18 protein-coding genes are annotated in these 21214 nt (G+C 59.8%); 14 read left to right on the top strand and 4 right to left on the bottom strand.

Annotation, left to right across the window (positions count from 1 at the left end):
* Positions 1 to 183, top strand: a 183-nt coding sequence (locus EKD03_RS18860; RefSeq protein ID WP_238613554.1) for a hypothetical protein, incomplete at its 5' end; no start/stop codon positions are given.
* Here EKD03_RS18860 and EKD03_RS15735 read toward each other — a convergent pair.
* On the bottom strand, positions 123 to 1511 hold the full coding sequence (locus tag EKD03_RS15735; protein ID WP_129632966.1) for an MFS transporter: 1389 nt from the start codon (positions 1509 to 1511) through the stop codon (positions 123 to 125). The two genes, EKD03_RS18860 and EKD03_RS15735, sit on opposite strands and share 61 nt — an antisense overlap.
* Positions 1512 to 1614: 103 nt before the next feature.
* Here EKD03_RS15735 and EKD03_RS15730 point away from each other — a divergent pair, with 103 nt between their 5' ends.
* From EKD03_RS15730 to EKD03_RS15720, 3 genes are all read left to right on the top strand, one after another.
* Positions 1615 to 2886: an extracellular solute-binding protein gene (locus tag EKD03_RS15730; RefSeq protein ID WP_129632964.1), complete on the top strand. Its 1272-nt coding sequence runs from the start codon at positions 1615 to 1617 to the stop codon at positions 2884 to 2886.
* A 173-nt stretch (positions 2887 to 3059) separates the two neighbouring features.
* Positions 3060 to 3650: a zinc ribbon domain-containing protein gene (locus tag EKD03_RS15725; RefSeq protein WP_129632962.1), complete on the top strand. Its 591-nt coding sequence runs from the start codon at positions 3060 to 3062 to the stop codon at positions 3648 to 3650.
* 148 nt (positions 3651 to 3798) lie between these two features.
* The gene (locus tag EKD03_RS15720) at positions 3799 to 4350 is read left to right on the top strand and encodes a cob(I)yrinic acid a,c-diamide adenosyltransferase (protein ID WP_129632960.1); all 552 of its coding nucleotides are present in this window, start codon (positions 3799 to 3801) and stop codon (positions 4348 to 4350) included.
* An 80-nt stretch (positions 4351 to 4430) separates the two neighbouring features.
* On the opposite strand, the gene EKD03_RS15715 is transcribed toward EKD03_RS15720, so the two are convergent.
* Both EKD03_RS15715 and EKD03_RS15710 read right to left on the bottom strand, forming a co-directional pair.
* Positions 4431 to 4721, bottom strand: coding sequence for a hypothetical protein (locus EKD03_RS15715; RefSeq protein ID WP_129632958.1), 291 nt, complete (start codon positions 4719 to 4721; stop codon positions 4431 to 4433).
* Between the two features lie 209 nt (positions 4722 to 4930).
* Positions 4931 to 6631 carry a choice-of-anchor I family protein gene (locus EKD03_RS15710; RefSeq protein WP_202976803.1) on the bottom strand — a complete coding sequence of 567 codons (1701 nt, stop codon included), beginning with the start codon at positions 6629 to 6631 and terminating at the stop codon, positions 4931 to 4933.
* 259 nt (positions 6632 to 6890) lie between these two features.
* Between EKD03_RS15710 and EKD03_RS15705 the strand changes: the two genes are divergently transcribed.
* From EKD03_RS15705 to ilvA (EKD03_RS15690), 4 genes are all read left to right on the top strand, one after another.
* Positions 6891 to 7883, top strand: a complete 993-nt coding sequence (locus EKD03_RS15705; protein WP_129632956.1) for an SPFH domain-containing protein — start codon at positions 6891 to 6893, stop codon at positions 7881 to 7883.
* Positions 7880 to 8791 carry an SPFH domain-containing protein gene (locus tag EKD03_RS15700; protein ID WP_238613553.1) on the top strand — a complete coding sequence of 304 codons (912 nt, stop codon included), beginning with the start codon at positions 7880 to 7882 and terminating at the stop codon, positions 8789 to 8791. The genes EKD03_RS15705 and EKD03_RS15700 overlap by 4 nt, the downstream gene beginning before the upstream one ends.
* A gap of 100 nt (positions 8792 to 8891) precedes the next feature.
* On the top strand, positions 8892 to 9833 hold the full coding sequence (locus EKD03_RS15695) for an NAD(P)-dependent oxidoreductase (protein ID WP_274542419.1): 942 nt from the start codon (positions 8892 to 8894) through the stop codon (positions 9831 to 9833).
* Positions 9830 to 11341, top strand: coding sequence for a threonine ammonia-lyase, biosynthetic (gene ilvA, locus EKD03_RS15690; protein WP_129632952.1), 1512 nt, complete (start codon positions 9830 to 9832; stop codon positions 11339 to 11341). Before EKD03_RS15695 ends, ilvA (EKD03_RS15690) begins: the two co-directional genes overlap by 4 nt.
* A gap of 89 nt (positions 11342 to 11430) precedes the next feature.
* Here the strand turns inward: ilvA (EKD03_RS15690) and EKD03_RS15685 are convergent, their stop codons facing one another.
* Positions 11431 to 11823: a hypothetical protein gene (locus EKD03_RS15685; protein ID WP_129632950.1), complete on the bottom strand. Its 393-nt coding sequence runs from the start codon at positions 11821 to 11823 to the stop codon at positions 11431 to 11433.
* A gap of 96 nt (positions 11824 to 11919) precedes the next feature.
* Between EKD03_RS15685 and EKD03_RS15680 the strand changes: the two genes are divergently transcribed.
* The 6 genes from EKD03_RS15680 (at position 11920) to EKD03_RS15655 (ending at position 21132) form a co-directional block, all read left to right on the top strand.
* The gene (locus EKD03_RS15680) at positions 11920 to 12678 is read left to right on the top strand and encodes a GIDE domain-containing protein (RefSeq protein WP_129632948.1); all 759 of its coding nucleotides are present in this window, start codon (positions 11920 to 11922) and stop codon (positions 12676 to 12678) included.
* Between the two features lie 294 nt (positions 12679 to 12972).
* Positions 12973 to 13182: a hypothetical protein gene (locus EKD03_RS15675; protein ID WP_129632946.1), complete on the top strand. Its 210-nt coding sequence runs from the start codon at positions 12973 to 12975 to the stop codon at positions 13180 to 13182.
* Positions 13179 to 14399: a threonine ammonia-lyase gene (gene ilvA, locus EKD03_RS15670; RefSeq protein WP_129632944.1), complete on the top strand. Its 1221-nt coding sequence runs from the start codon at positions 13179 to 13181 to the stop codon at positions 14397 to 14399. The genes EKD03_RS15675 and ilvA (EKD03_RS15670) overlap by 4 nt, the downstream gene beginning before the upstream one ends.
* A 95-nt stretch (positions 14400 to 14494) precedes the next feature.
* A complete protein-coding gene (locus EKD03_RS15665; RefSeq protein ID WP_129632942.1) occupies positions 14495 to 15919 on the top strand; it encodes an FtsW/RodA/SpoVE family cell cycle protein in 1425 nt (474 codons plus the stop codon).
* Positions 15920 to 16179: 260 nt separating this feature from the next.
* Positions 16180 to 17922 (top strand): DNA repair protein RecN, encoded by a 1743-nt coding sequence (recN, locus tag EKD03_RS15660; RefSeq protein ID WP_129632939.1) that lies wholly within the window; start codon positions 16180 to 16182, stop codon positions 17920 to 17922.
* 6 nt (positions 17923 to 17928) lie between these two features.
* A complete protein-coding gene (locus EKD03_RS15655; RefSeq protein WP_129632936.1) occupies positions 17929 to 21132 on the top strand; it encodes a tetratricopeptide repeat protein in 3204 nt (1067 codons plus the stop codon).
* The last annotated feature ends 82 nt before the right edge of the window (positions 21133 to 21214 follow it).

The following is a 21214-nucleotide window of genomic DNA, read 5'->3' as shown; positions in this document are numbered from 1 at the left end:
TATGCAGATTATGCAGATTATGCAGATTATGCAGATTATGCAGATTATGCAGATTATGCAGATTATGCAGATTATGCGCAGGCATTAAATCTGCGTAATCTGCGTAATCTGCGGATTACACTCTACCTACGCCGCTCCAGTTCAGCCAAGATCTCCGCGTGGCGCTGCTTCGTCAGCGGGTAGCGCGCCACCAACACCATACCGATCAACAGGATGACCGTGGGCAACGGGCCGATCATCCAGCGCAAGGCGGTGAGGGCGCTAGTCGGTTGCTGGCCCGGCAGTAGGCTGCCGTCAAAACCGTACCACTGCAACGCCTGAAGGGTCAGCGCTATCCCCAAACCCACACAGGTCTTCTGGGTAAAGGTCATCACACCATAGAAGATCCCCTCGCGACGCTGGCCGGTCTCCAACTCGTCCAGATCGATCACATCGGGGAGCATGCTCCACGGCACGAGGTAGGCGGTGGCAATCCCCATCCCCGCCATCCCCGCCAAGACCACCGCCAGCATGGCCTGATCCGCGCGCAAAAAGAATAGCCCCGCCATCACCACGATCCATAACGACATCCCGGCATAATAGGTCTTCTGTTTGCCGATCTTACGGCTGACCGCCGTCCATACAAACAGAAAGACCATGGCCGAACCTTGCACCGCGAAGAGCACCAGTGGGAAAAGATCGGCCCGCCGTAGATAGAATGTTAAATAAAAGCCGATCACATTTTGCGTTACCTGCAAAGCCATCCACGAACAGAGATAGATCCCGATCACAAAGAGGAAGGGCCGATTGCCCACCGCAATGCGCAGTTGGGTCAGAATGGCAGCACTCGCAGCAGCATCGGCAGGCGGCGTGTAGCGTTCGCGGGTTCCCGCCACACACCAGAAGAAGGGCAGGATCATCACCACCCCAAAGATCGCCGCCGAGAGCAGATAGCCGGTGCGTGATTCGCTTGGCAGACAGGCATTTGCATCAGTGCAGAAACGGGTAATCAGAAGCCCATGCACAACTCCCGCCAGCAGGCTACCCGCAATACTGAAGGCAAAGCGGAACGAGTTCAGACTAGTACGCTCATCATAATCGCTAGTGAGTTCGGCAGTGAGTGAGGTATAGGGCACATTCACGACCGTGTAGGTGGTGTTGAAGAGCAGGATCACCAGCAGATAGTAAAAGAAGAGGCCAGTTGGCCCAAAGGGTGGTACCACCCAGAGCAGACTATACACGATCCCAAACGGCACCGCTCCCACCAACATCCACAAACGTCGCCGCCCAAAGCGCGAACGGGTACGGTCACTGATCAGGCCCATCCAAGGGTCAGTAAAGGCATCCCAGACCCGCCCGATCAGCAAAATGATCCCCACCGCACTCGGACTCAGGCCAGCTACTGTGGTCAAGAATAGCGCCTGAAAAAAACCAACGATCAGAGCAGCCATTCCAGGGGCAAGATCACCGGCACCAAAGGCAAGTTTACTGGTGAGCGGGAGGCGTTGAGGCGTAACAGATGCAGGAGTCATCAGGTGTGCCTTTCTAAAAAGTTCTACACCGAATACGCCCTGGATGTGAGAAGGAATGGTATTCTAGCACGTAATCAACAAAGATGCTGGTATAATCGCAACGATGAAGACGCAACACCCCATCTTGCACCTGCGCTGGCTCAGCACCGCACTCCTCCTTCTTCTTGCTGCCTGTGCCGCGCCACCGAGTACGCCCACCCCATCGCCCACCATACCGACCCAAGCCCCCAGCCCTACCCCTAGCCCCCTGCCCAGCCCGACCCCGGTGGCGCGCACCTTGCGCCTCTGGGTAGGCGAGGCCGAAGCGTCCCTCCCAGCGATTCAGGCGCTGCTCGCCGACTTCGAGCATGCCAGTGGCACGCCGATCATGGTCATCCCCAAGCCCCCCGATGTGCTGCGCCTCAGCCTTGCCGGGCTCAGCCTGAGTGGCGAGGCGGCCCCCGATCTGATCTGGGCCGACCAGGAGACCCTCGCCGGGCTGCTCGCCGATGGCAGACTCCAACCCATCCGTTCTAGCGGTGATCCGCTGCCGGGGCTACAGACAGCCGCCACCAGCCAGGGCCAACTCTGGGGCATCCCGCTCACTGCACAGAACCAGTTGCTCCTCCTCTACAACCGCAGCCGCATCAGCAACCCACCCACAACCAGCGACGCCCTGATCAGCAGTTCGCGTAGCGCTCAGGGCGGCCTCGTGCTTGCCTGGAACGAACCACACTGGCTGGTGCCCTGGCTCTACGGGTTTGGCGGCAGCCTCACCGCCGGAGCCGACGGCGCACCCAGCCTCAACACCCCCGCCATGATCGCCGCGCTCAACCTCTTTGGCGAACTCGCCGTTGCCGCGCCTACAGAAGTCAAGACCTACCGTGGCGGACAACGGTGGTTTGGTGCAGGTGAAGTCGGGTTGGCAATTGATGGTGAGTGGGCCTTGAGCGAGTATCGCAGCCTAACCGAAACACTGGATCTGGGGATCGCGCCCCTGCCACGCATTCCAGCCACCAACCAGGCCGCATTACCCCTGATCAGCGGCAGCTTTCTGATGCTCGCCGATGATGTGAGCCAGGACGACATGCCCCACATCGAGGCGTTAGTACACTATCTCGAACAACCGGCGACCCAGATCGAGTTGGCGCTGGCGCTAGGGCGGCTCCCAGCCAGCTTGGAAGCCCTGGATGACCCGCGCCTCCAGGCCGATCCCGCCCTGGCCGCCGCTGCCAGCCAAGCCCGCCGTGCGCCCGGCCTCCCGCCCACCAAGGCGGCACGCTGCGCCCTCTTCGGCATTGATGTCTGGCTACCGAGTTTGCTGAAGGGTACACTGGATCAGACCGAAACCGCCGAGGCGATGCAGGCCGAAGCCGAGGCGTGTGTAACACAGTAGGCAATTGCAGCGTACAATCATAGCCACCTCCCGTGGGGGGTTGGAGGCGGCTGTGCCGCCCCGAAGATCTTTATTTTGTTGGTGTTTGGCGGTTGCGCCACCAAACACCAACAAAAACGAGGGTTTGGGGCGTAGCCCCTACCCTTCCGAGAAGCTTATGAGAGGAGGCCGCTATGCGCTGCCCATCATGCAATGCCGAACTCCCCGATGATGCCCACTTCTGTATTGAATGTGGGATCATCCTCGATACGCCGGTAACCGGCCCAACCCACCAACTTCAACCCAAGGCGGCCGGGCAGATCCGTTGCGCCACGTGTGGCACCGCCAACCCCGCCCACGCCATCTTCTGTGTGCGCTGCGGGCGGCGAATGGACGCTGCGGGTGATCCGACACGCCCACCACCCATCCTGAGTGGTGATGTAATCACGGGTTCAGATCTCCCCAACCGTACACCACCTACCCAACCCCTCTTTGGCCGCCCCAGTGATTGGAACATCGCCAGCAGCATCTTCCTCTTTATCGGGCTGGGGACAATCCTGATCTTCTTCCCGCGCATCTTCTGGCCGGGGCTGCTCGTCGTGGTCGGCATCGCCGACTTTATCCGCGTCGGTGGCCACGGCGATGTAGTCAGCGGAACGCGAAGTGTGCTGTGGCTCTTTGGGCTAGCCTTCCTTTTTATGATACCCAAACTCTTCTTTCCAGGTATCTTCGTCCTGATCGCGCTGAGTGCGATCTTCGAGGCGAGTGTGCGCAGGTTGCGGTAGCGCCGCCTCCCAGCGAAGGTTCGGGGGCGGCTGCGCCCCAAGAACTTTGCACATGCCCATACCACAAATAGCGTCGCAAGATCTTGCGGCACTATTTGTGGTATGCTTATTTACGCAGATACCCTTAAACGAAGCCAAAGGAAGCACAATGAAGATCTACACCAAGACCGGCGATGCGGGTGAAACAGGGCTGTGGGGAGGGTTGCGAGTGAGTAAGGATTCGCTGCGCGTGCATGCCTATGGAACAGCCGATGAGTGCAACGCGGCAATTGGTGTCGCCCGTGCCAGCGGGATTGACGCCGGGCTTGATGAACTGCTCAACCAGATCCAGGCCCAACTCTTTGTCGTCGGTGCAGATCTAGCGACTCCCGGCGAGGGTGGGGCCAATATTCCGCGTGTAGGAGCCAGAGAGATCGAGTATCTCGAAAGCCAGATTGATACCCTCGAGGCCGAAATCGAGCCACTCAAGCAGTTCATTCTGCCTGGTGGCACCGCAGCCGCTTCGCACCTGCACCTTGCGCGTACCATCTGCCGCCGCGCCGAGCGCTGGGCGGTCAGCTTGGCTCACGAGGAAGAACTCAGCGCCGATGTGCTACGCTACCTCAACCGCCTCTCGGATCTTCTCTTCGTTGTGGCGCGTGTCGCCAATGCCCGCGCCGCCACCCCCGATGTGCCGTGGGTTAGCCCGCGCTTTGAGTAGTAACGCACCTTCAGCATCCAAAACGGCGCCGGTCTTGATGACCGGCGCCGTTCTGATGTCCAGAAGACTCTGCCTCGTGCCTACTTCTTGCCGCCAGGAATATTGATATCCTTGAGCGCCTTATCAACCTCTTGCGAAGCGGTGTTCACACCACTGACTACTGCCTTGAGGATGCTCAGGTGCAGGTTCCCAACGGCATTGATCATGCCACCAGCAGCGTTCGTCGCATCAACGCGCACCTGCTCAGGCAGCATGCTCAGCGGAGCCGAAACCAGCGCAACACCGGTGCGGGTGAGGGTTGCAGCCAAGTTGCTCGCTGCATCAACAATGTTGTTCGTCGTCGCGTTGGTATTAACCGGCGGAGTTGCCATACAGTAACCTCCTTGTATCAAAACAGGACACCATAGAGGTGTAGGATCATTATAATCGCATGCAACGGCTTTGTCTATATGTCATTTTATATCAAAAAACTTTCGTAATATGATGCGTAGCGTAGAGAGGCAAGATCTTACGGTTCTACGCTAGAACGCTGATGTGCGCGCTACGCACGCACATCAGCATCAGAGATTCAGCGTCGGCTCTAACGGCTAACAAACGGCAAGTACGCTTGTGGCAACAGCGGAACCGTGATCTCGTAGATCGCGACCGATCCGCTGTACTCGTTGGAGACGAGCAGGAGGGGCTTGCCCGTCGGGCTATCACCACAGGAGATAAAGTGTATACCCTCAGGTGCTATGTCATCCGGAGCATCGGTGGGGCGAGCATACTGCACGAAAGTTGGCGCCGCCGGGTTGGTCGCATCGTAGACCATGACACCACCACCGGAGCGCTCCAGACCAACAAAGACATAGGTACGCCCGGCGATCTCGCCGATCTCAATCGCCTCGGGTTCAGGCCCTTTGTTGTCGCTGCGTGTATCGAAATCTGCCGGTTTGCCGTCGTTGGCATTGAAGAGCGTGGGGGTCAGCGTTGCCGTCCGCTGCTCAATGTCATCGCCGCTATCAACGACCAATGCCCCACTGCTGGCATTCCAAATCGAGAATGAGCGCGCACCGAAGACGTACAACGCCTCATACTCGGCGTCGGCATCGGTGTTGCCGTTCTGGTTCGTCACGGTCAGACGACCTAACTGGGCATCCTGTTTGAGAACCGTCGCATTCGGGAAGACCGCCGGATCGAGGGAGAGAGTCTTGATCCGCACTTCCTCCTTTAAGCCGGTATAGTCGCGGGCATCGCCTTCGTTGGCCGTGACTAAGTAGGTCGTGCCACCGATTTCAAAAGCGGCGATACTATCGGGTTGATACATACCCAAGATTGGCCACGTACCGATATTGATCGTCGGACTACCCCCAGTACCATCCTTATCACTGGGATCGAGGCCATTGCCAGCTAGACTGTGATCCTTGAAGCCAAGCGCACGCACGTCCGTAACCGTCGCCGTGGCAATGTCAACAACAGCCATGGCGTTGTTCTCCTGAAGCGTCACATAGGCCGTCAACGAGTCGGGGGCGATGGCGATGTACTCAGGCTCAAAATCCTGGGCTACACTAGCGTTCGGGCCAAAGATACGCACCCCAGCGGCCTTCAACGTTTCCATCTGAGCATTGTAACTCGTAAAATCTGCGGTGTTGGCGGTTAGCGTCGTTGTGGTCGTGAGATTCGCGGGGCCACCTGCGGGCATGGCGATCACACTAATCGAACCCTCTGGGTCTACTGAATCGGGCTGACCGTAGCTGTTCGGCTCACCCTCGTTGGCGGTGAGTACATACGCCCCGTTAGGTGTGTAGGTGATCATATCCGGAAGAACACCGACCGTCACCTGGTTGATGAAGATACCATTAGCGTCAAAGAAGACCACCTTACCCGGATCAGTCTTGGGGGTGGGTTCGACTGCAACAGCGACTACTCCATCGTACACATCAACGCTGTTAATCCCAGTACCGTAGGTGGGCGCGATATCAATCGTCGAGACGAGGGTAGGAGCAGATGGGGTGCTGATATCAACGATGGTCACGGTCGCGTTGACAGCGTTGGTAATGAACATCCGATCACTGGCCGGATCGAAGGCGACTATCTCCGACGATGTCGCGCCGAGGCCACTACTGTAGCGACCAATACGACTCAGCGCGAGCGGTTCTAGTGGCGTATCGGGCAGTCCTGCGAGCGCGATGCTCGGCGCAACAATGCTGTGGGCGATACCGACAGGTGGCGCACTACCAACAAATGCCAGGGCGAACAAGACGAGTAGGCCAAGCCATGGCACGGCGCGGGGCAACATCATGGTCACTCTCCACTACAGGTATAAAACCAAGACACTCCTGGATACTGCCATGATGCTTGTTAATGATTAGGCTTTCATGAAGCCTATGTTAAGCAAAGACAAAATATGTGTTGAGTAGGTTCTAACATCCAGCAAACTCATATGCTTCACCCTTACAATCCAACCAACATGTTTCTCATGTCACCATCTGCGCTCAATTGCGTATACAATGACAAGACATGGCAACGTCCTGGAATGACTGAAAGGAGCGTGACTGCCTATGACAGCCGTAGGTCTAGGTATCATCGCCGGTTTTATCGGCTGGTTCCTCGTTCGCTACATCGTGTTCAGTTTCTATACCGTCGATCAGAATGAGCGTGCGGTGAAGACTATCTTCGGACGTGCGGAACGGCTCTCCGCCGCCGCCGGTGACGATCCCTTCACCGAGTATCTGCGCCCCGATGAGCGCGAGCGCTACAACTACCCGCAGGTGCGTGTCATTCCGCCCGGTGGCCCCTACTTCAAATGGCCCTGGGAGAAGATCTTTAAGGTCTCGGTGGCGACCCAAACCGTGAATATGGCGCTCGATCTGGAAGATCCGCGTGCCAATAATGGCGGGAGCATCCTTGAGGCGGTAACCAAAGACCAACTGAATGTCGGGCTGAAAGGCCAGATCCGCTACCGTATCTCCGAGCGCCATCTGTATGCGTTCCTCTTCGGTGTGAAGAACCCGATTGTGCATGTGATGGGGTACTTCATCTCGATTCTGCGCGAGCGCATCGCTAATTTCGAGGCTCCCCCTTCAACTGCGCTGGGCTTGGCCTCACAGCCTACTGATGCCAGTGCGGTGTCGGGGGTCTCGATCAATGATCTGCGCAAGAATCTGCGCGATCTGAATGAGCATATGGATCGCGAGAGCCTCTCCTCACCGGCACGCTATGGGATTATGCTCGATGCCTCGCTGATTACCGAGATTGATGCGCCACCCGATGTCGAATCGGCGATGGCCGCCATCAACACCGCCCATAACCATGTCTCCTCGGATATTAGTCTGGCTCAGGCGTCAGCAGATCAGACCATCGTGCAGTCCAAACGCGCCGTCGAGATCGAGACACTCAAGGCCCAAACCGAGGTCGAACCACTGCTGGCGCTGGCTGAGCAGTTACACGCCCTACGTAAGAGTGGCACTGGTGCGCTCTCGTCCTACCTACGCAATGTGCGCCTGAACCTCTTCCGCCAAGCGGAACGGGTGATTATGGAGGTGGAAAAGTGAGAGAACTCACCCTCTTTCTGATGTCCGCCGGAATCACATTCATGGTCTGTTTCGTCCTCGTCCCTTTCATTATTGGGCTGGGCCAACTCTTTGGGTTATACACCATCGTGCGCGAGGGGACATGCCACGTCTATACGCTCTTCGGCAATGTGGTGGGCGTGCTGCGCGAGCCGGGGTTGCACATCCTGCCCTCAACACTAGGGCTATCCGCGCTGATCATCAATTTCTTTGGGCGGCGCTATATCCTCGATATGCGCCTCGATCAGTTCTACCTGCGCAGCCAGCCGGTCAATTCCGAAGAGGGCGCCCCGATGGGTATCGGAGCGTGGTATGAGATGAAGATCAGCGATCCGATCTCCTACCTCTTCAAGAATGCCGATCCGCAAGGCTCGCTGGCCGCGAATGTCAGTAATGCGGTGGTGCGTACCCTCAGCAACCTGCCGCTGGCCGAGATGCTGGAGAACCGCCACTCAATGAGCCAAGCGGTGCGCGCCGAGGTCTCGCCCAAATCTATCGAGTGGGGCTACCAACTTGGTTCGGTCTATATCCGCAAGGTTCACTTCCGCGACATCGGGATGATCCGCCAGATCGAGGCCAAGGTGGTCAACCGCTTGCGCCAAGTAACCTCGGCGATCAAGCAGGATGGGGCCAACCAGGTGAGTATCATCACCAGCACTGCCGAGCGCCAAGCGGCGATTGAGTTTGCCAAGGCCCAGGCGATCCGCCCGCGCATCCTCGGTCAAGCCCTGCATAAGATCGGAACCGACCCAGAGGTAGCCGAGACGCTCTTCTCGATTCTGGAGATGCAGAATATTACCGAGAGTAAGGCACGGGTGACGTTCGTGCCCGCTGGGAAGCCCTTGCTCGCCGATCTGTTAGTCGCTGAAGAGAAGCCCAGTGCGCGGTAGGTGTGGATACTTCGCCTAGCATCCCAGTTTTGACGCAAAGGCGCAAAGACGCAAAGGATTCGATTGCTTATGCCATTGAACCCTTTGCGCCTCTGCGCCTTTGCGTCAAAGGGAGACTACGTATAACTTAGGAGGTCTGGATCTCATGCCTGAGCGAATTGGATTTATTGGCTTGGGAATTATGGGTCATAGTATGGCAACCCATATTCTACGTGCCGGGTTTGAACTGACGGTCTGGAACCGGACTGCCAGCCGCATGGAGGATCTGGTGGCTCAGGGAGCCAATGCTGCCAGTAGCCCCGCCGATGTGGCGGCGCAGAGTGACATCATCATCACATGTGTGAGTGATACACCCGATGTGCGGGCGGTGACGTTGGGCGAGGCTGGAATCATCCACGGGGTGCGCGCCGGTGCGCTGGTGATTGATATGAGTACCGCCAGCCCGCAAGCTGAACGCGAGATTGCTGCCACCCTGGCTGCCCACGGCGTCGCGCACCTGGATGCCCCGATCAGTGGCGGGAGTGAAGGAGCCGCCAAGGCGACCCTCTCGATCATGATCGGCGGCGCAGTGGCTGATGTTGAACGCGCCATGCCCGTCTTTCAGGTCATGGGCAAGACGATCACCCATGTCGGCGATCACGGCGCGGGCCAGACGGTCAAGCTGGTCAACCAGATCCTGGTGGTCGGGACGATGCGGGCGGTGAGCGAAGCACTCATCTTCGCCCAGGCCAGTGGCGTAGATCTGGAGAAGACCCTGGCGGCGGTCTCGTCGGGCGCGGCGGGTAGTTGGACGCTCTCCAATCGGGGGCCACAGGTGCTGCGCCGCGATTGGCGACCTGGCTTTACGATAGATCTTCAGCAGAAGGATCTGCGCTTGGTGTTGGAGGCCGCCGATCAGGTCGGCGTGCCCCTGGAGAATACCGCTGCCATCTTCCAGATGTACCGCGCCCTGCAAGCCGCCGGGTTGGGCAGCGAGGGCAACCATGCCCTGATCAAAGCCATCGAGCGCATGTGCGGAATTGAGGTCGGAAGCAACGCATGAACCTTGAGTACCTGAAGCGAATCCTGACCAGCCGGGTCTATGATGTTGCCCGCGAGACGCCGCTACAACCCGCGCCGCTCCTCGCGGCCCGGCTGGGTAACGAGGTATTGTTGAAGCGTGAGGATCTGCAACCGATCTTCTCCTTCAAGCTGCGCGGAGCCTATAACCGCATGGCCCACATGAGTGATGCCGAACGCGAACGGGCGGTGATCACCGCCTCGGCGGGCAACCACGCCCAGGGCGTGGCCTATGCCGGGCAACACCTGGGGCTGCGCACCGTCATCGTCATGCCCGCCACCACCCCGGAGATCAAGGTCAATGCCTGCCGCGCACGCGGGGCCGAGGTGGTGCTCCACGGCGACAGCTATAGCGATGCAGAGGCACACGCCTACCGCTTGCAGGCCGAGAATGGCATGACCTTCGTGCATCCCTACGACGACCCGCTGGTCATCGCCGGGCAGGGCACCATCGGCCTGGAGATCTCACAGCAGATCCACGCCCGTACCTACAAGGTCTTTGTGCCGGTGGGCGGCGGTGGGCTGATCGCCGGGATTGCGGTCTTCCTCAAGAGCATCAGCCCAGAGATCGAGATCATCGGCGTGGAGCCGGACGACGCCGACGCGATGTACCAGAGCCTCAACGCGGGCGAACGGATCACCCTGAGCCAAGTGGGCATCTTCGTGGATGGCGTGGCGGTACGACGGGTGGGCGAACACACCTTCCGGCTGGCGCAACAGTATGTAGACCGCATCGTGCGGGTCAGCACCGACGAGGTATGCGCGGCGATCAAGGATGTCTTCGATGACACCCGTGCCATTCAGGAGCCAGCCGGGGCGCTCGCGGTGGCCGGGCTGAAGCGCTACGTGGCCGAGCAGGGCACCAGCGGCGAAACGCTGGTTGCGCTAACGTGCGGAGCCAACATGAACTTCAGCCGCCTGAAGCATGTGGCCGAGCGCGCCGAGATCGGCGAGCATCGCGAAGCCCTGTTGGCGGTGACGATCCCGGAGCAGCCGGGGGCGTTCAAACGCTTCTGCCGCATCGTGGGCGGGCGCAGCATCACCGAGTTCAACTACCGCTACGCACCGCGCACCGAGGCGCACATCTTTGTCGGTATTCAGCTTGAACGGGCCGAACAGCGCACCACCCTACTCGCAGATCTGGCTAGTGCGGGCTACGAGGCGCTCGACCTGACCAACGACGAGTTGGCGGTGGTGCATCTACGCCACATGGTGGGCGGGCGCGCCCCTGAAGCCACGCACGAGCAACTCTACAGCTTCGAGTTCCCCGAACGGCCAGGGGCGCTCTTGCAGTTCCTCGAATCGCTCGACGCGGCATGGAACATCAGCCTCTTCCACTACCGCAACCACGGCAGCGCCCACGGGCGCGTCCTGGCGGGCATCCAGGTGCCCCCCGCCGACCTTGAGCGCTTCCGAATCTCACTCCAACGGCTCGGCTACCGCCACACCGACCAGAACGAGAACCCGGCGTATCAGGTGTTTCTGAAGTAATACGTATTGACGCAAAGACGCCAAGGCGCAAAGCTTTCAAGATAGACCCCTATCAAACCCTTTGCGTCTTTGCGCCTTGGCGTCAAAACCTACCCCCGCTTGGCAATCGCATCCTCGGCGACCATGGCCGCAATCGGCAGGATCGGCACCATCGAAAGGTTATAGACCTCGGCGGAATGACCCTGGAGGCGCAACACCTTCTGGCCAAAGAAGATGATCAGCGGCAGTGCGGCAGGCATCGCCGCCAACACCACCCCACGCGCCACCCAACGCTCACGCGGCAAACGCCCGATTAGCGCCTGGAAGAGGGTGACAACCCCCAGCGTATTGAAGAGCAGGCGGGCATGTTCGCCGGTGCTCTCGTCCTTCAGGCTCAGATAGGGGATTTTTGGCCAAAATTGCTTGCTGTTCCCATGTAAAATAACCATCACAAACATATTTGCCAGTACGAAACCAACTTTGCCTAAGACAGTCTTCAGCACAACTAACCTCACTTCACCTACGCGCCAACACCCATTGTTGGCATCTGCTTGTGGAGTTACGCTATTATACACGACACCTAAGGAAACATAGCCGCCATGTTCATGTTCTTACTCTTTCTCACCTTTAGCTTAACCATTGCCGGTATCATCGTCGCAATCTTTGCGTGGCGCGGCGAAGGCCACATCATCGCCATGCGCGAGACAGAGACATTGAACATTGCGCAAGTGGTGGAACAACACCGCATGGGGCGGCTCGGCCAGACGGTTGAAGTGGTCGGTACGAGCGAGTGTGAAATGCCGCTGCGTGCGCCCTACAGTTCAGATCTCTGTCTCGCCTTTGAGTATGTGGTCAACGAGGAGCATGAGCGCAACGTGGGCCATGGCGGGTTCAGAACACGCCACCATGGGGGCCTGATAACCAATCATGGCCGCGAGATCAGCAGCAACCACCTCAACATTCATGCTGAGCGAGTGCCCCGTTTTTATGTCCACGACGCCAGTGGGCGTATTATGGTTGAGACCCAGGGGGCCAAGATCGATCTGCTAGAGAGCATGGCCCGTTTTGAGTCCTACACCGGCATCATCAATGATGTCGAACGCGAGATCTGGCGCGAGGAGCACAACCTCCCGGTGGGCAACCGGGTCTATGTGCTGGCCACCCTCGGTGATGTGAATGGTGAGCCGGTGCTGATGCGCCACCCAATTGATCCCCAGCGCAGCTTCCTGATCAGCTACCGCGACGAGCAAAGCTACCTCAATCACACCCGTCTGCGCACCTACGGATTGTACATCCTGAGTGGGGTCTTGATCAGCGCGGCGGTGATCAGTGGGATTCTGCTCTTTTTGAAGGCGTAGAGACGCCCCATTCGGCTGACGCACATAGACACCAAGCATCACGGCTTGGGCATCGAGATCCGCCGGCAATTGGGGGACGATTTCCTGATACCACAGATCACCAGAACTGGTATCATGGAGGTGATTCATCATTGCGTCCTCCGGTACGGTTGTGTTTCGTACCATCACCCTACCAGGAATACCAATGTTGAGTCACTCCTTGCCATCAGCAGCAAAAACCGTAACCAAACGCCTATGCGACTGTGCCACCCCCGCCCCCCAGCGGTGGGTTTACGATGAATTAAAGGAGCCACCATGCTAACCATTGATCAAATCATCATCTATATGGAACACGAAATCGCCCACAAACGCTTAGAGGGGCGACGCGAGGAGTTGCGCCACATCCAGTATGCAGCGGGGGTTCTCATGCACGCCGCCGATAATGCGGGCGACAAAGAGAATGCGCGGCGCTTCCGCTTGGTGGCCGCGCAGGCCGCCAATGTACGCGAGGAGATGGAGGGATGAGCCTTGCCGTCACGCTCGCCCACATCCAAGCCGCTCGGCGCACACTGCGCGATCACATCATCGCAACTCCGCTGCTCCCAGCGGGGTTGCTCTCAACTGAACTAGGGGCGGCGATCTGGTATAAGGCAGAGAATACCCAACACAGCGGCTCGTTCAAGATTCGGGGTGCCTACAACACGATTGCCCGCATGAGTGCTGCCGAGCGAGCACAGGGGGTGATCGCACCCTCAGCGGGCAACCACGCCCAGGGCGTAGCGATGGCGGCCCAGTTGCTGGGGGTACGCGCCACAATTGTCATGCCCGAACGTGCCCCACTAACCAAGGTCGTAGCCACCCGGCGCTTAGGGGCGGAAGTAGTTCTGCACGGGGCCAGTTTTGATGATGCGGTTGCCCATGCCCGCGAACTGCAAGCGGAGCGCGGGTTGACCTACCTGCACGCCTTCGATCATCCCCAGGTGATTGCCGGCCAGGGTACAATTGGCCTCGAACTTGTCGAGGCATTGCCCGACATGGATCTGCTCATCGTCCCCATTGGCGGCGGCGGCCTGATCAGCGGGATTGCGATTGCGGTCAAGGCGCTCTGCCCCGACGTGCGCATCGTGGGCGTGCAGGCCGCCGAATGCGCCGCCGTTCCAGCATCGTTAGCTGCCGGGCAACCCGTGAGCGCCAGTGCCGCCAATACCATCGCCGACGGCATCGCCGTCAAGCGCCCCGGCGACCTGACCCTGCCGATCATCCGCGAGTTAGTGGATGCGGTTGTAACCGTCGAGGAGGAGGAGATCGTCCTCGCGATTGCCCATGTCGTACAGAACAGCCGCCTCGTGGTCGAAGGGGCCGGAGCAGCCGGAGTCGCCGCGCTGCTGGCCAACAAGGTGGGGCTACGCCCGAACGAGACCGTGGCGGTGGTATTGGGCGGGGGCAACATTGACGCCACACTGCTCACCAGGGTCGTGCAGACCGCCTTGGTTCACCAGGGGCGCTACCTGCTGCTGCGCACCGTCGTCGAGGATTGGCCGGGCCATTTGGCACGCCTGATCGCCCATGTGGCTGAGGCAGGCGCGAATGTGGTTGAGGTCTTCCATCGGCGCGCCGAGTGGCATTTACCCGTCACCAAGGTGGGGGTAGAATTGGTGCTAGAAATACGCGGCGAAGAGCACGCCCAGGCGGTGATCAGCCACCTCAGCGACGCTGGGTATGCCTGCCAACGCGGGGTGTAGGGGCGAAGCATCGCTCCTGATGGAGATGATACTCAGCCCGCGATGAATGACCGAGCGATGCTTCGCCCTTCGCAAACTTCAGGAATTCAAACGCTATGATCTTCCAGCGCCTACGCCAATTTCGCGGGATCGAGTTCCAACTCCTCGTAACCGTGCTACTCTTCTTTGCCGCTGGCTATCTGCTCGTGGTAACGGCAACCCGTCAACAAGCCTTCGTCGCCAGCGTACCGGGGGTACTGAGCATCCTGTGGCCCTCGACCCTGCCGCTGCTGCTCTTCATCGGTATCTCGGTGGGTCTCAGTTTCCACAGCCCCAACGCGGATCAAGTGCTGCTCCCCCTCGTCGCGTTGCTGGCCGGGTTCAGCCTCATGCTCACCGCACGCCTCGAACCGAGTCTCAACCAGATCTACTTCTGCGACATCTACAACCGAGCGGGCGAGGTGGTGGGCAGCGGGCCGTGTTACGAGGGCGTAGCCGCCAAACAGAGCCTGTGGGTGACCATGGGGGTGATCATCCTGGCAGTAATGCTGTTTGTACCCTGGGATCGCCTGCTGATCCGCAGTATGCGCCTCTCGCTGATAGATTTCCTCGATCACCACCGCTACATCTGGCTAGGGCTAGGGCTACTGCTCATCTTCGCCACCTTCATCTTCGGCGTTGACCCCAACGGCAGCGGGGTGAAGGTCTGGTTCAACTTTGGCGCATTCCTCTTCCAACCCTCCGAACTGCTCAAGATCATCCTGGTGATCTTCATGGCCTCATACCTGAACGAACACCGCGAGGTGGTCTCCTCCGGCTCCGGCTACCGACTGGGGCCGCTCACCCTGCCACCACTGCCCTACCTCGTGCCGATCATCGGCATGTGGGGGCTGGCAATGGCCACCATCGTCTTTCAGCGCGATCTGGGCGCAGCACTATTACTCTTCGGCGTCTTCCTAGCCATGCTCTACGTCGCCACCGCACGCGGGCTCTACGTCCTCGTCGCCGTCCTCGCCTTCGCCATCGGAGCCTACGTCCTCTACCAATTCCTGCCCGTCGTCTCGCTGCGCGTCTCGATCTGGCTCGATCCATGGTCGGTGGCACAGGGCTACGGCTACCAGATCGTCCAAGCCATCTACGCGCTCTCCTCCGGCGGCATCTTCGGCACCGGGCTAGGCATGGGCGTCCCGGCGATTGTTCCGGCCATCCACACCGACTTCATCTTCACCGCTATTGGCGAGGAATTGGGCCTCGCGGGCACCCTGGCAGTGCTGATCGCCTACGTCCTCCTGATCTTCCGAGGCTTCCACATCGCCCTCGCCATCCCCGGTCGCTTTCGCGGCTTCGAGCAACTCCTCGCCGTCGGCCTCACCACGATCATCGCTGTACAGACGATCATCATCCTGGGCGGCAACCTGCGGCTCATCCCACTCACCGGCATCACACTCCCCTTCATCTCCTATGGTGGCTCCTCGGTGCTGATCAACTTCTTGGTGGTGGGCTTGTTGATGCGCATCTCGGCGGGGACACGGCGGGGGTAGTAGTAAGTCAAACGTGGAAACGGCTGCCTTGCGGCAGCCGTTGGGGATGTTTGGAGAGCAACAGTGAGGATTGTGAGTGTAGGATTGTTCTTCGGTGTGTCTGTCGCTACCAGCACCAAAGGTTATGTGAAGAGCATAACAAGTTTTAAGCAGCGTGGCATCGGTCCAAAGTCGGATTTCTGCGTGGTTACGCAATCGGCAATCGGTGTGGTACAATGCAAACAGCATCGCTATCGCCCAAATGTTCGCGACACTAACCTATGCTGATCGAGCTTCAGATCCGTGATTTTGCGATCATTGACCGGCTCCACCTGCGTCTCGAAGCAGGCTTTAATGTCCTGACTGGTGAGACGGGCGCGGGGAAGTCTATCATTATTGATGCCTTGGGGACGCTGCGTGGTGAGCGTACCGATGTCAGTTTGGTGCGTGCAGGCTGTAGCCGTGCACGGATTGAGGGAATCTTTAGCCTCGATGATTGCCCGCACCTCATTCCGGTCTTGCAAGAGTATGGTCTCTATGACGAGGATGATGGGCAGGTCATTCTAACCCGTGAGATCAGTGCTGCGAGTGGGCGGAGTGTGGCGCGTATCAATGGCCGTGCGGTCTCGACGAGTGTACTGCGCGAGGTAGGTACGCAACTGATTGACATTCACGGCCAGCACGAGGGGCTGTCGCTCTTTAACCCGCGCACCCACCTAGAGATGCTCGACCGCTTCGGGGAGTTGGTGGCGCAGCGCCATCAGGTTGCCGAGGTGGTGACGCGGCTGCGCCGAATCCGCGAGGAGTTGGCCGATCTGCGCCGCAGTGAGGCGCGTCGCCAGGAGCGCCTCGAAGAACTCCACTTTCTGATCGAGGATGTCGCGGCGGCTAAGCTGCGCCCCGGTGAGGAGGAGGATCTGCTGCGTGAACGTGCGGTGGTGCAGAATGCGGCGCGGATTACCAGTTTGGCCAATGATGCCTACAGCATCCTCTACGAGGGCCGCGAGGGTGGGCGTAGCCCCGTGCGCCCGGTGGTGGCAGCAACCGCCCAGATTGCCGCCGCGCTTGATGAGTTGGCGCGCCTTGATCCGAGTGTGGCGGCGCTGACCAGCCAAGCTAATGATTTGCACTACCAAGCTGAAGATCTGGCGGCGGCGCTGCGCTCCTATCGGCTCAGTCTCGATTTTGAGTCGGATCGGATTGATCAGATTGAGGATCGCCTGACGGTGCTGCGCGATCTGCAACGCAAGTATGGTGGCGATCTGGTGCAGTTGATCGAACGCGCTGAACGCGCCGAGGCGGAGATTGAGCGCCTCACGCATAGTTCTGAACATATCGCCGAGCTTGAACAGCAGGAGGCGCGCCAACTGACCCAACTGGGGCGGCTGGCGCGGGATCTCTCGACCCGGCGGCGCACGGTTGGCGATCAGCTTGCGGCCCAGATTGAGGGTGCCATGGGCGATCTGGCCATGCCCAATGTGCGCTTTGCGGTGCGGGTCGCCCAGAGTGATGATCCCCACGGGGTGCCCATGCCGAATGCAACCCCGGTCGCTTTCGATAAGACCGGCATTGATCAGGTCGAGTTTCTGATCTCGCCCAACCCCGGTGAGCCGCTCAAGCCGCTGGCACGTATCGCGTCAGGGGGCGAGAGTGCGCGTCTGCTCCTCGCGCTCAAGTCTATCCTCTCGCGGGTTGATGAGGTGCCAACGCTGATTTTTGATGAGATTGATGTTGGTGTCGGTGGGCGCGCCGGACAGGTGGTGGGCCAGAAGTTGTGGGCGATCACCGAGAAGCATCAGGTGATCTGTATTTCGCACCTGCCCCAAGTGGCTGCGTTTGCCGATACACATTACCATATCAGCAAAGCGTTTCGGGATGATCGTACCCATACCGCCGTGCGCATGCTCGATATGCAGGAGCGGGTCGAAGAGTTGGCCGCGATGCTTGATGGTGCGCCGAGTGCGCATAGCCGCGCCAATGCCCATGAGATTTTGGAGCGGGCGGAGCGTTGGAAGAGGGGTTAGGCGACTATGCCGCACGAGACTACCCTGAGCCGCTGGTGTGGGCGGATCATTGAGGCGTGCTGGGTGCTGGCACTGACGCTGGTGCCGATCTATTTTAATCTCTTTAGTGCGCGCCATTTTGAGCCAGATAAGGCGATGGTGCTGCGCACGCTGGTGGTGATCGCGGCGACCCTGGGGCTGATCCGGGGCTTGGAGGCGCTGCGCCACGACCCGCCACGGTTGGATGCGGGCTGGTGGCAACGCCTACGCGCTATCCCGCTCGCGCTGCCGACGCTGGTCTATGCGCTGGTCTTTCTGATCACCACCGCCACCTCGGTGATCCCTGCCACCAGTTTCTGGGGATCGTACCAGCGCCTGCAAGGAACCTACACCAATCTCTCCTACCTCCTGCTCGGTCTGCTGATGGTGGTGACGATTCGGAGCCGTGCACAGATCGAACGTATCATCAGTATCAGTCTGATCGCCGGCGTGACCACCGCCACCTACGGGGTGATCCAACATTTCCAACTCGACCCGCTACCCTGGAAGGGTGATGTGATTACGCGGGTGGCCTCGACCTTGGGTAACTCGATCTTTGTCGCGGCCTACCTGATCATGATTGTACCGCTGGCGATCTACCGCATGGTGGTGCGCTGGAGTACGGCCCGCAGCGCCCCACCAAGCCCCGATCCGCGCACCGATGGACTGCGGGCGCTTGCGCATGGGCTCCTCATCCTGAGTGGGATGCTCCTCCTCTTCGCGGTGATCAAGTTTGGGGCGGCGGTGCGCACAGTGGATTTCCGCTACTGGTGGTTCTTGCCCGCAGCGGTGATGAGCGCGACCAGCCTTTGGTGGCTGATCACGCTTGGCCCTGAACACCGCTTTCCGCGTTGGCCCGCCGTGGCGACACTGACGCTGTTGCTGCTCTTCAGTGGCCAGTTTGCCTTCACCGCCGCCAATGGGATTCAGGTCGCAGTGAGTGCCGATGAGGCACCACATGCCTACGATTGGGCGGCGTGGCTCCTGGCGAGTATCGTCAGTGGCGGGCTTGGCTATGGCCTCGGCTCCTGGCTACCGCGATCCCTAGCGCAACCCTCGCGCCTCAGCTTGAGGATCACGGCGCTGGCAAGTGGGGCCGCCGCCCTCCTCATGGTGATCACCATCGTGCTAAGCCAGAGCCGTGGCCCCTTTTTGGGTCTCGCCGCGAGTCTCTTTCTCTTCTGTTCGCTGTTGCTCTGGGCAGCGCTGCGCCACGCCCGCAGCCAGCAACAACCCCGCCTGGCTGCACGGCTGCGCACACTCCTAATCGGTTGGGTGGGGGTAGCCGTGCTCGCTGCCGCCTTCCTGATCACCTTCAACCTCTCCGACGCTACGTTCTTCAACCAACTACGCAGCGTCCCCTACCTGGGGCGGATGGGGCGACTGTTGGAGATCGAGAGCGGTACCGGGTTGGTGCGGCGGCTGATCTGGACCGGCGATGCCCATGGAGGTGGGGCGGTGGGGATGATCGTCGCCGACCCGTGGCACGCGCTGGTGGGCTGGGGGCCAGAGAGTATGTTTGTGGCCTTCAATCCCTTCTTTCCGCCTTCGCTGGCGAATGTGGAGGCACGCGGCGCATCGCCCGACCGTTCCCACATGGCGTATCTGGATGAACTGGTGACCAAGGGCGTGATCGGGTTGGCCAGTTATCTCTTCCTGATCAGCAGCTTTATCGCCCTGGCGCTACGGCTCATATGGCGCAGCCCCAGTTGGCCCCAGCAGGTCTTCTTCATTACGATGCTGAGCATGGTCGCGGCACATCTGGTGGAAGGTGGCTTCGGGATTCCCATCGTGGCCACGCTGATGATGCTCTGGGTGGCAGTGGCGATCACAGTGGTGGGCGGGGCGCTGGACGGGCACTATGCGCTGAGTCTGGCACCACCCGCACCGCCCACCAGCGAACCCGAAGCGCAGCGGCGCGGAAGTGCCAAGGGGCGCAACAAACCGCCACTGCGTGCCCAGCGGGTCGGCCAAACCCCGGCCTTGCTGGTCTACGCCGCACTCATCCTACTGGCGCTCTGGTTTACCTGGAGCGCCAATCTCGCCCCCGTCTATGCCGACATGCGCTACCAAGCGGCGCAGGGGGTGAGCGAGCAAGCCGGAAGCGACCTCAACCGACTGGTGGTGGCGCTCGATGACTATCTGGCCACGCTGCGTAGCAACCCCAACGAGGATTTCTACTACCTGGGGTTGGCGCACAACCTGATGACCATAACGAGTGTGCTGCATGCGCGGGGGGTGCCGCTCGGCGCGGCTGATCCACAGGCCAATGTCCCCGATCTGCTGCGTCTCGATAGTGACGACACATTAGTAGCCTTTCTTCAGCGCAGCACCAGCCTTGAGATGCTCAGCTATGCCGAAGCGGTACTGCAACGCGCCTACCAACTCAACCCGTTGAACAAAGATCACGCGGCCAACCTGGGCCGCCTCAATAGCTACTGGTACAACCTGAGTAACGACCCACAGCGCCTTGATCAGGGGCTGAAGTGGTACGATCAGGTGGCGCACCTCGCCCCCAACGATGTCACGCTGATCAACGAACGTGCCGGAGCAATGATCGATCTAGGCCGCTTCTTCCAGCGCAGTGGCGAACAGAGTCAGGCTGAAGTCTGGTACACCCAAGCCGAAGAGTTACTCAACCACTCCACTGAACTCGATCCGCGCTACGCCGACACAGCACTGCGCCTGGGCGATCTGGCCCAGTTGCGGGGAGATCGTGCAACCGCGACCAGTTTCTATGAGCGCGGGATCGAACTCTCCCCGTTAACGGCGGCGCAGAATGTAGAGCGCCTCGCCGAGCGGCTCAACAATGAACCCGCCCTACTCAGCCGCCTACACACGGCCTTCCTCACCGCCGCCCAGCGCTATGATGAGCGCCTGGAGCGTAGTACGGACGATGCAACCCTGCGCAGCCAAACCGCACGGCTCTACGCAGTGGCCGGGCTACTCGCCGCCTATGCCGACGCAAGTGAGGAAGCCCTAGCTCCCTACCAACGCGCCGTGAATTTGCAGCCCACGAGTGTGGAGTATAGCCAGAACTACACCCTGATTCTGAGCGATACTCAGCGCTACCAAGAGGCATTGGCCGAGGCCAATCGGATGCTGATCGTCGTACAAGGGAGTGGGCGCAGCAGCGAGATCGCCAACGTAGAGCAATTGATTGAGGAGATCATGCGCATGCAGAACCACTAATGCGCACCCGTGGCGATGTGGGGCATAACGGCGCACCCGTGGCCGTGCGGAAAATGGCGGGAGGGCATGTAGGGGCGAAGCA

The organism is Candidatus Oscillochloris fontis (assembly GCF_004138135.1).
Classification (GTDB): domain Bacteria; phylum Chloroflexota; class Chloroflexia; order Chloroflexales; family Chloroflexaceae; genus Oscillochloris; species Oscillochloris fontis.
The sequence above is the reverse complement of the archived record's forward strand: the minus strand, read 5'-3'. Positions and strand labels throughout refer to the sequence as shown.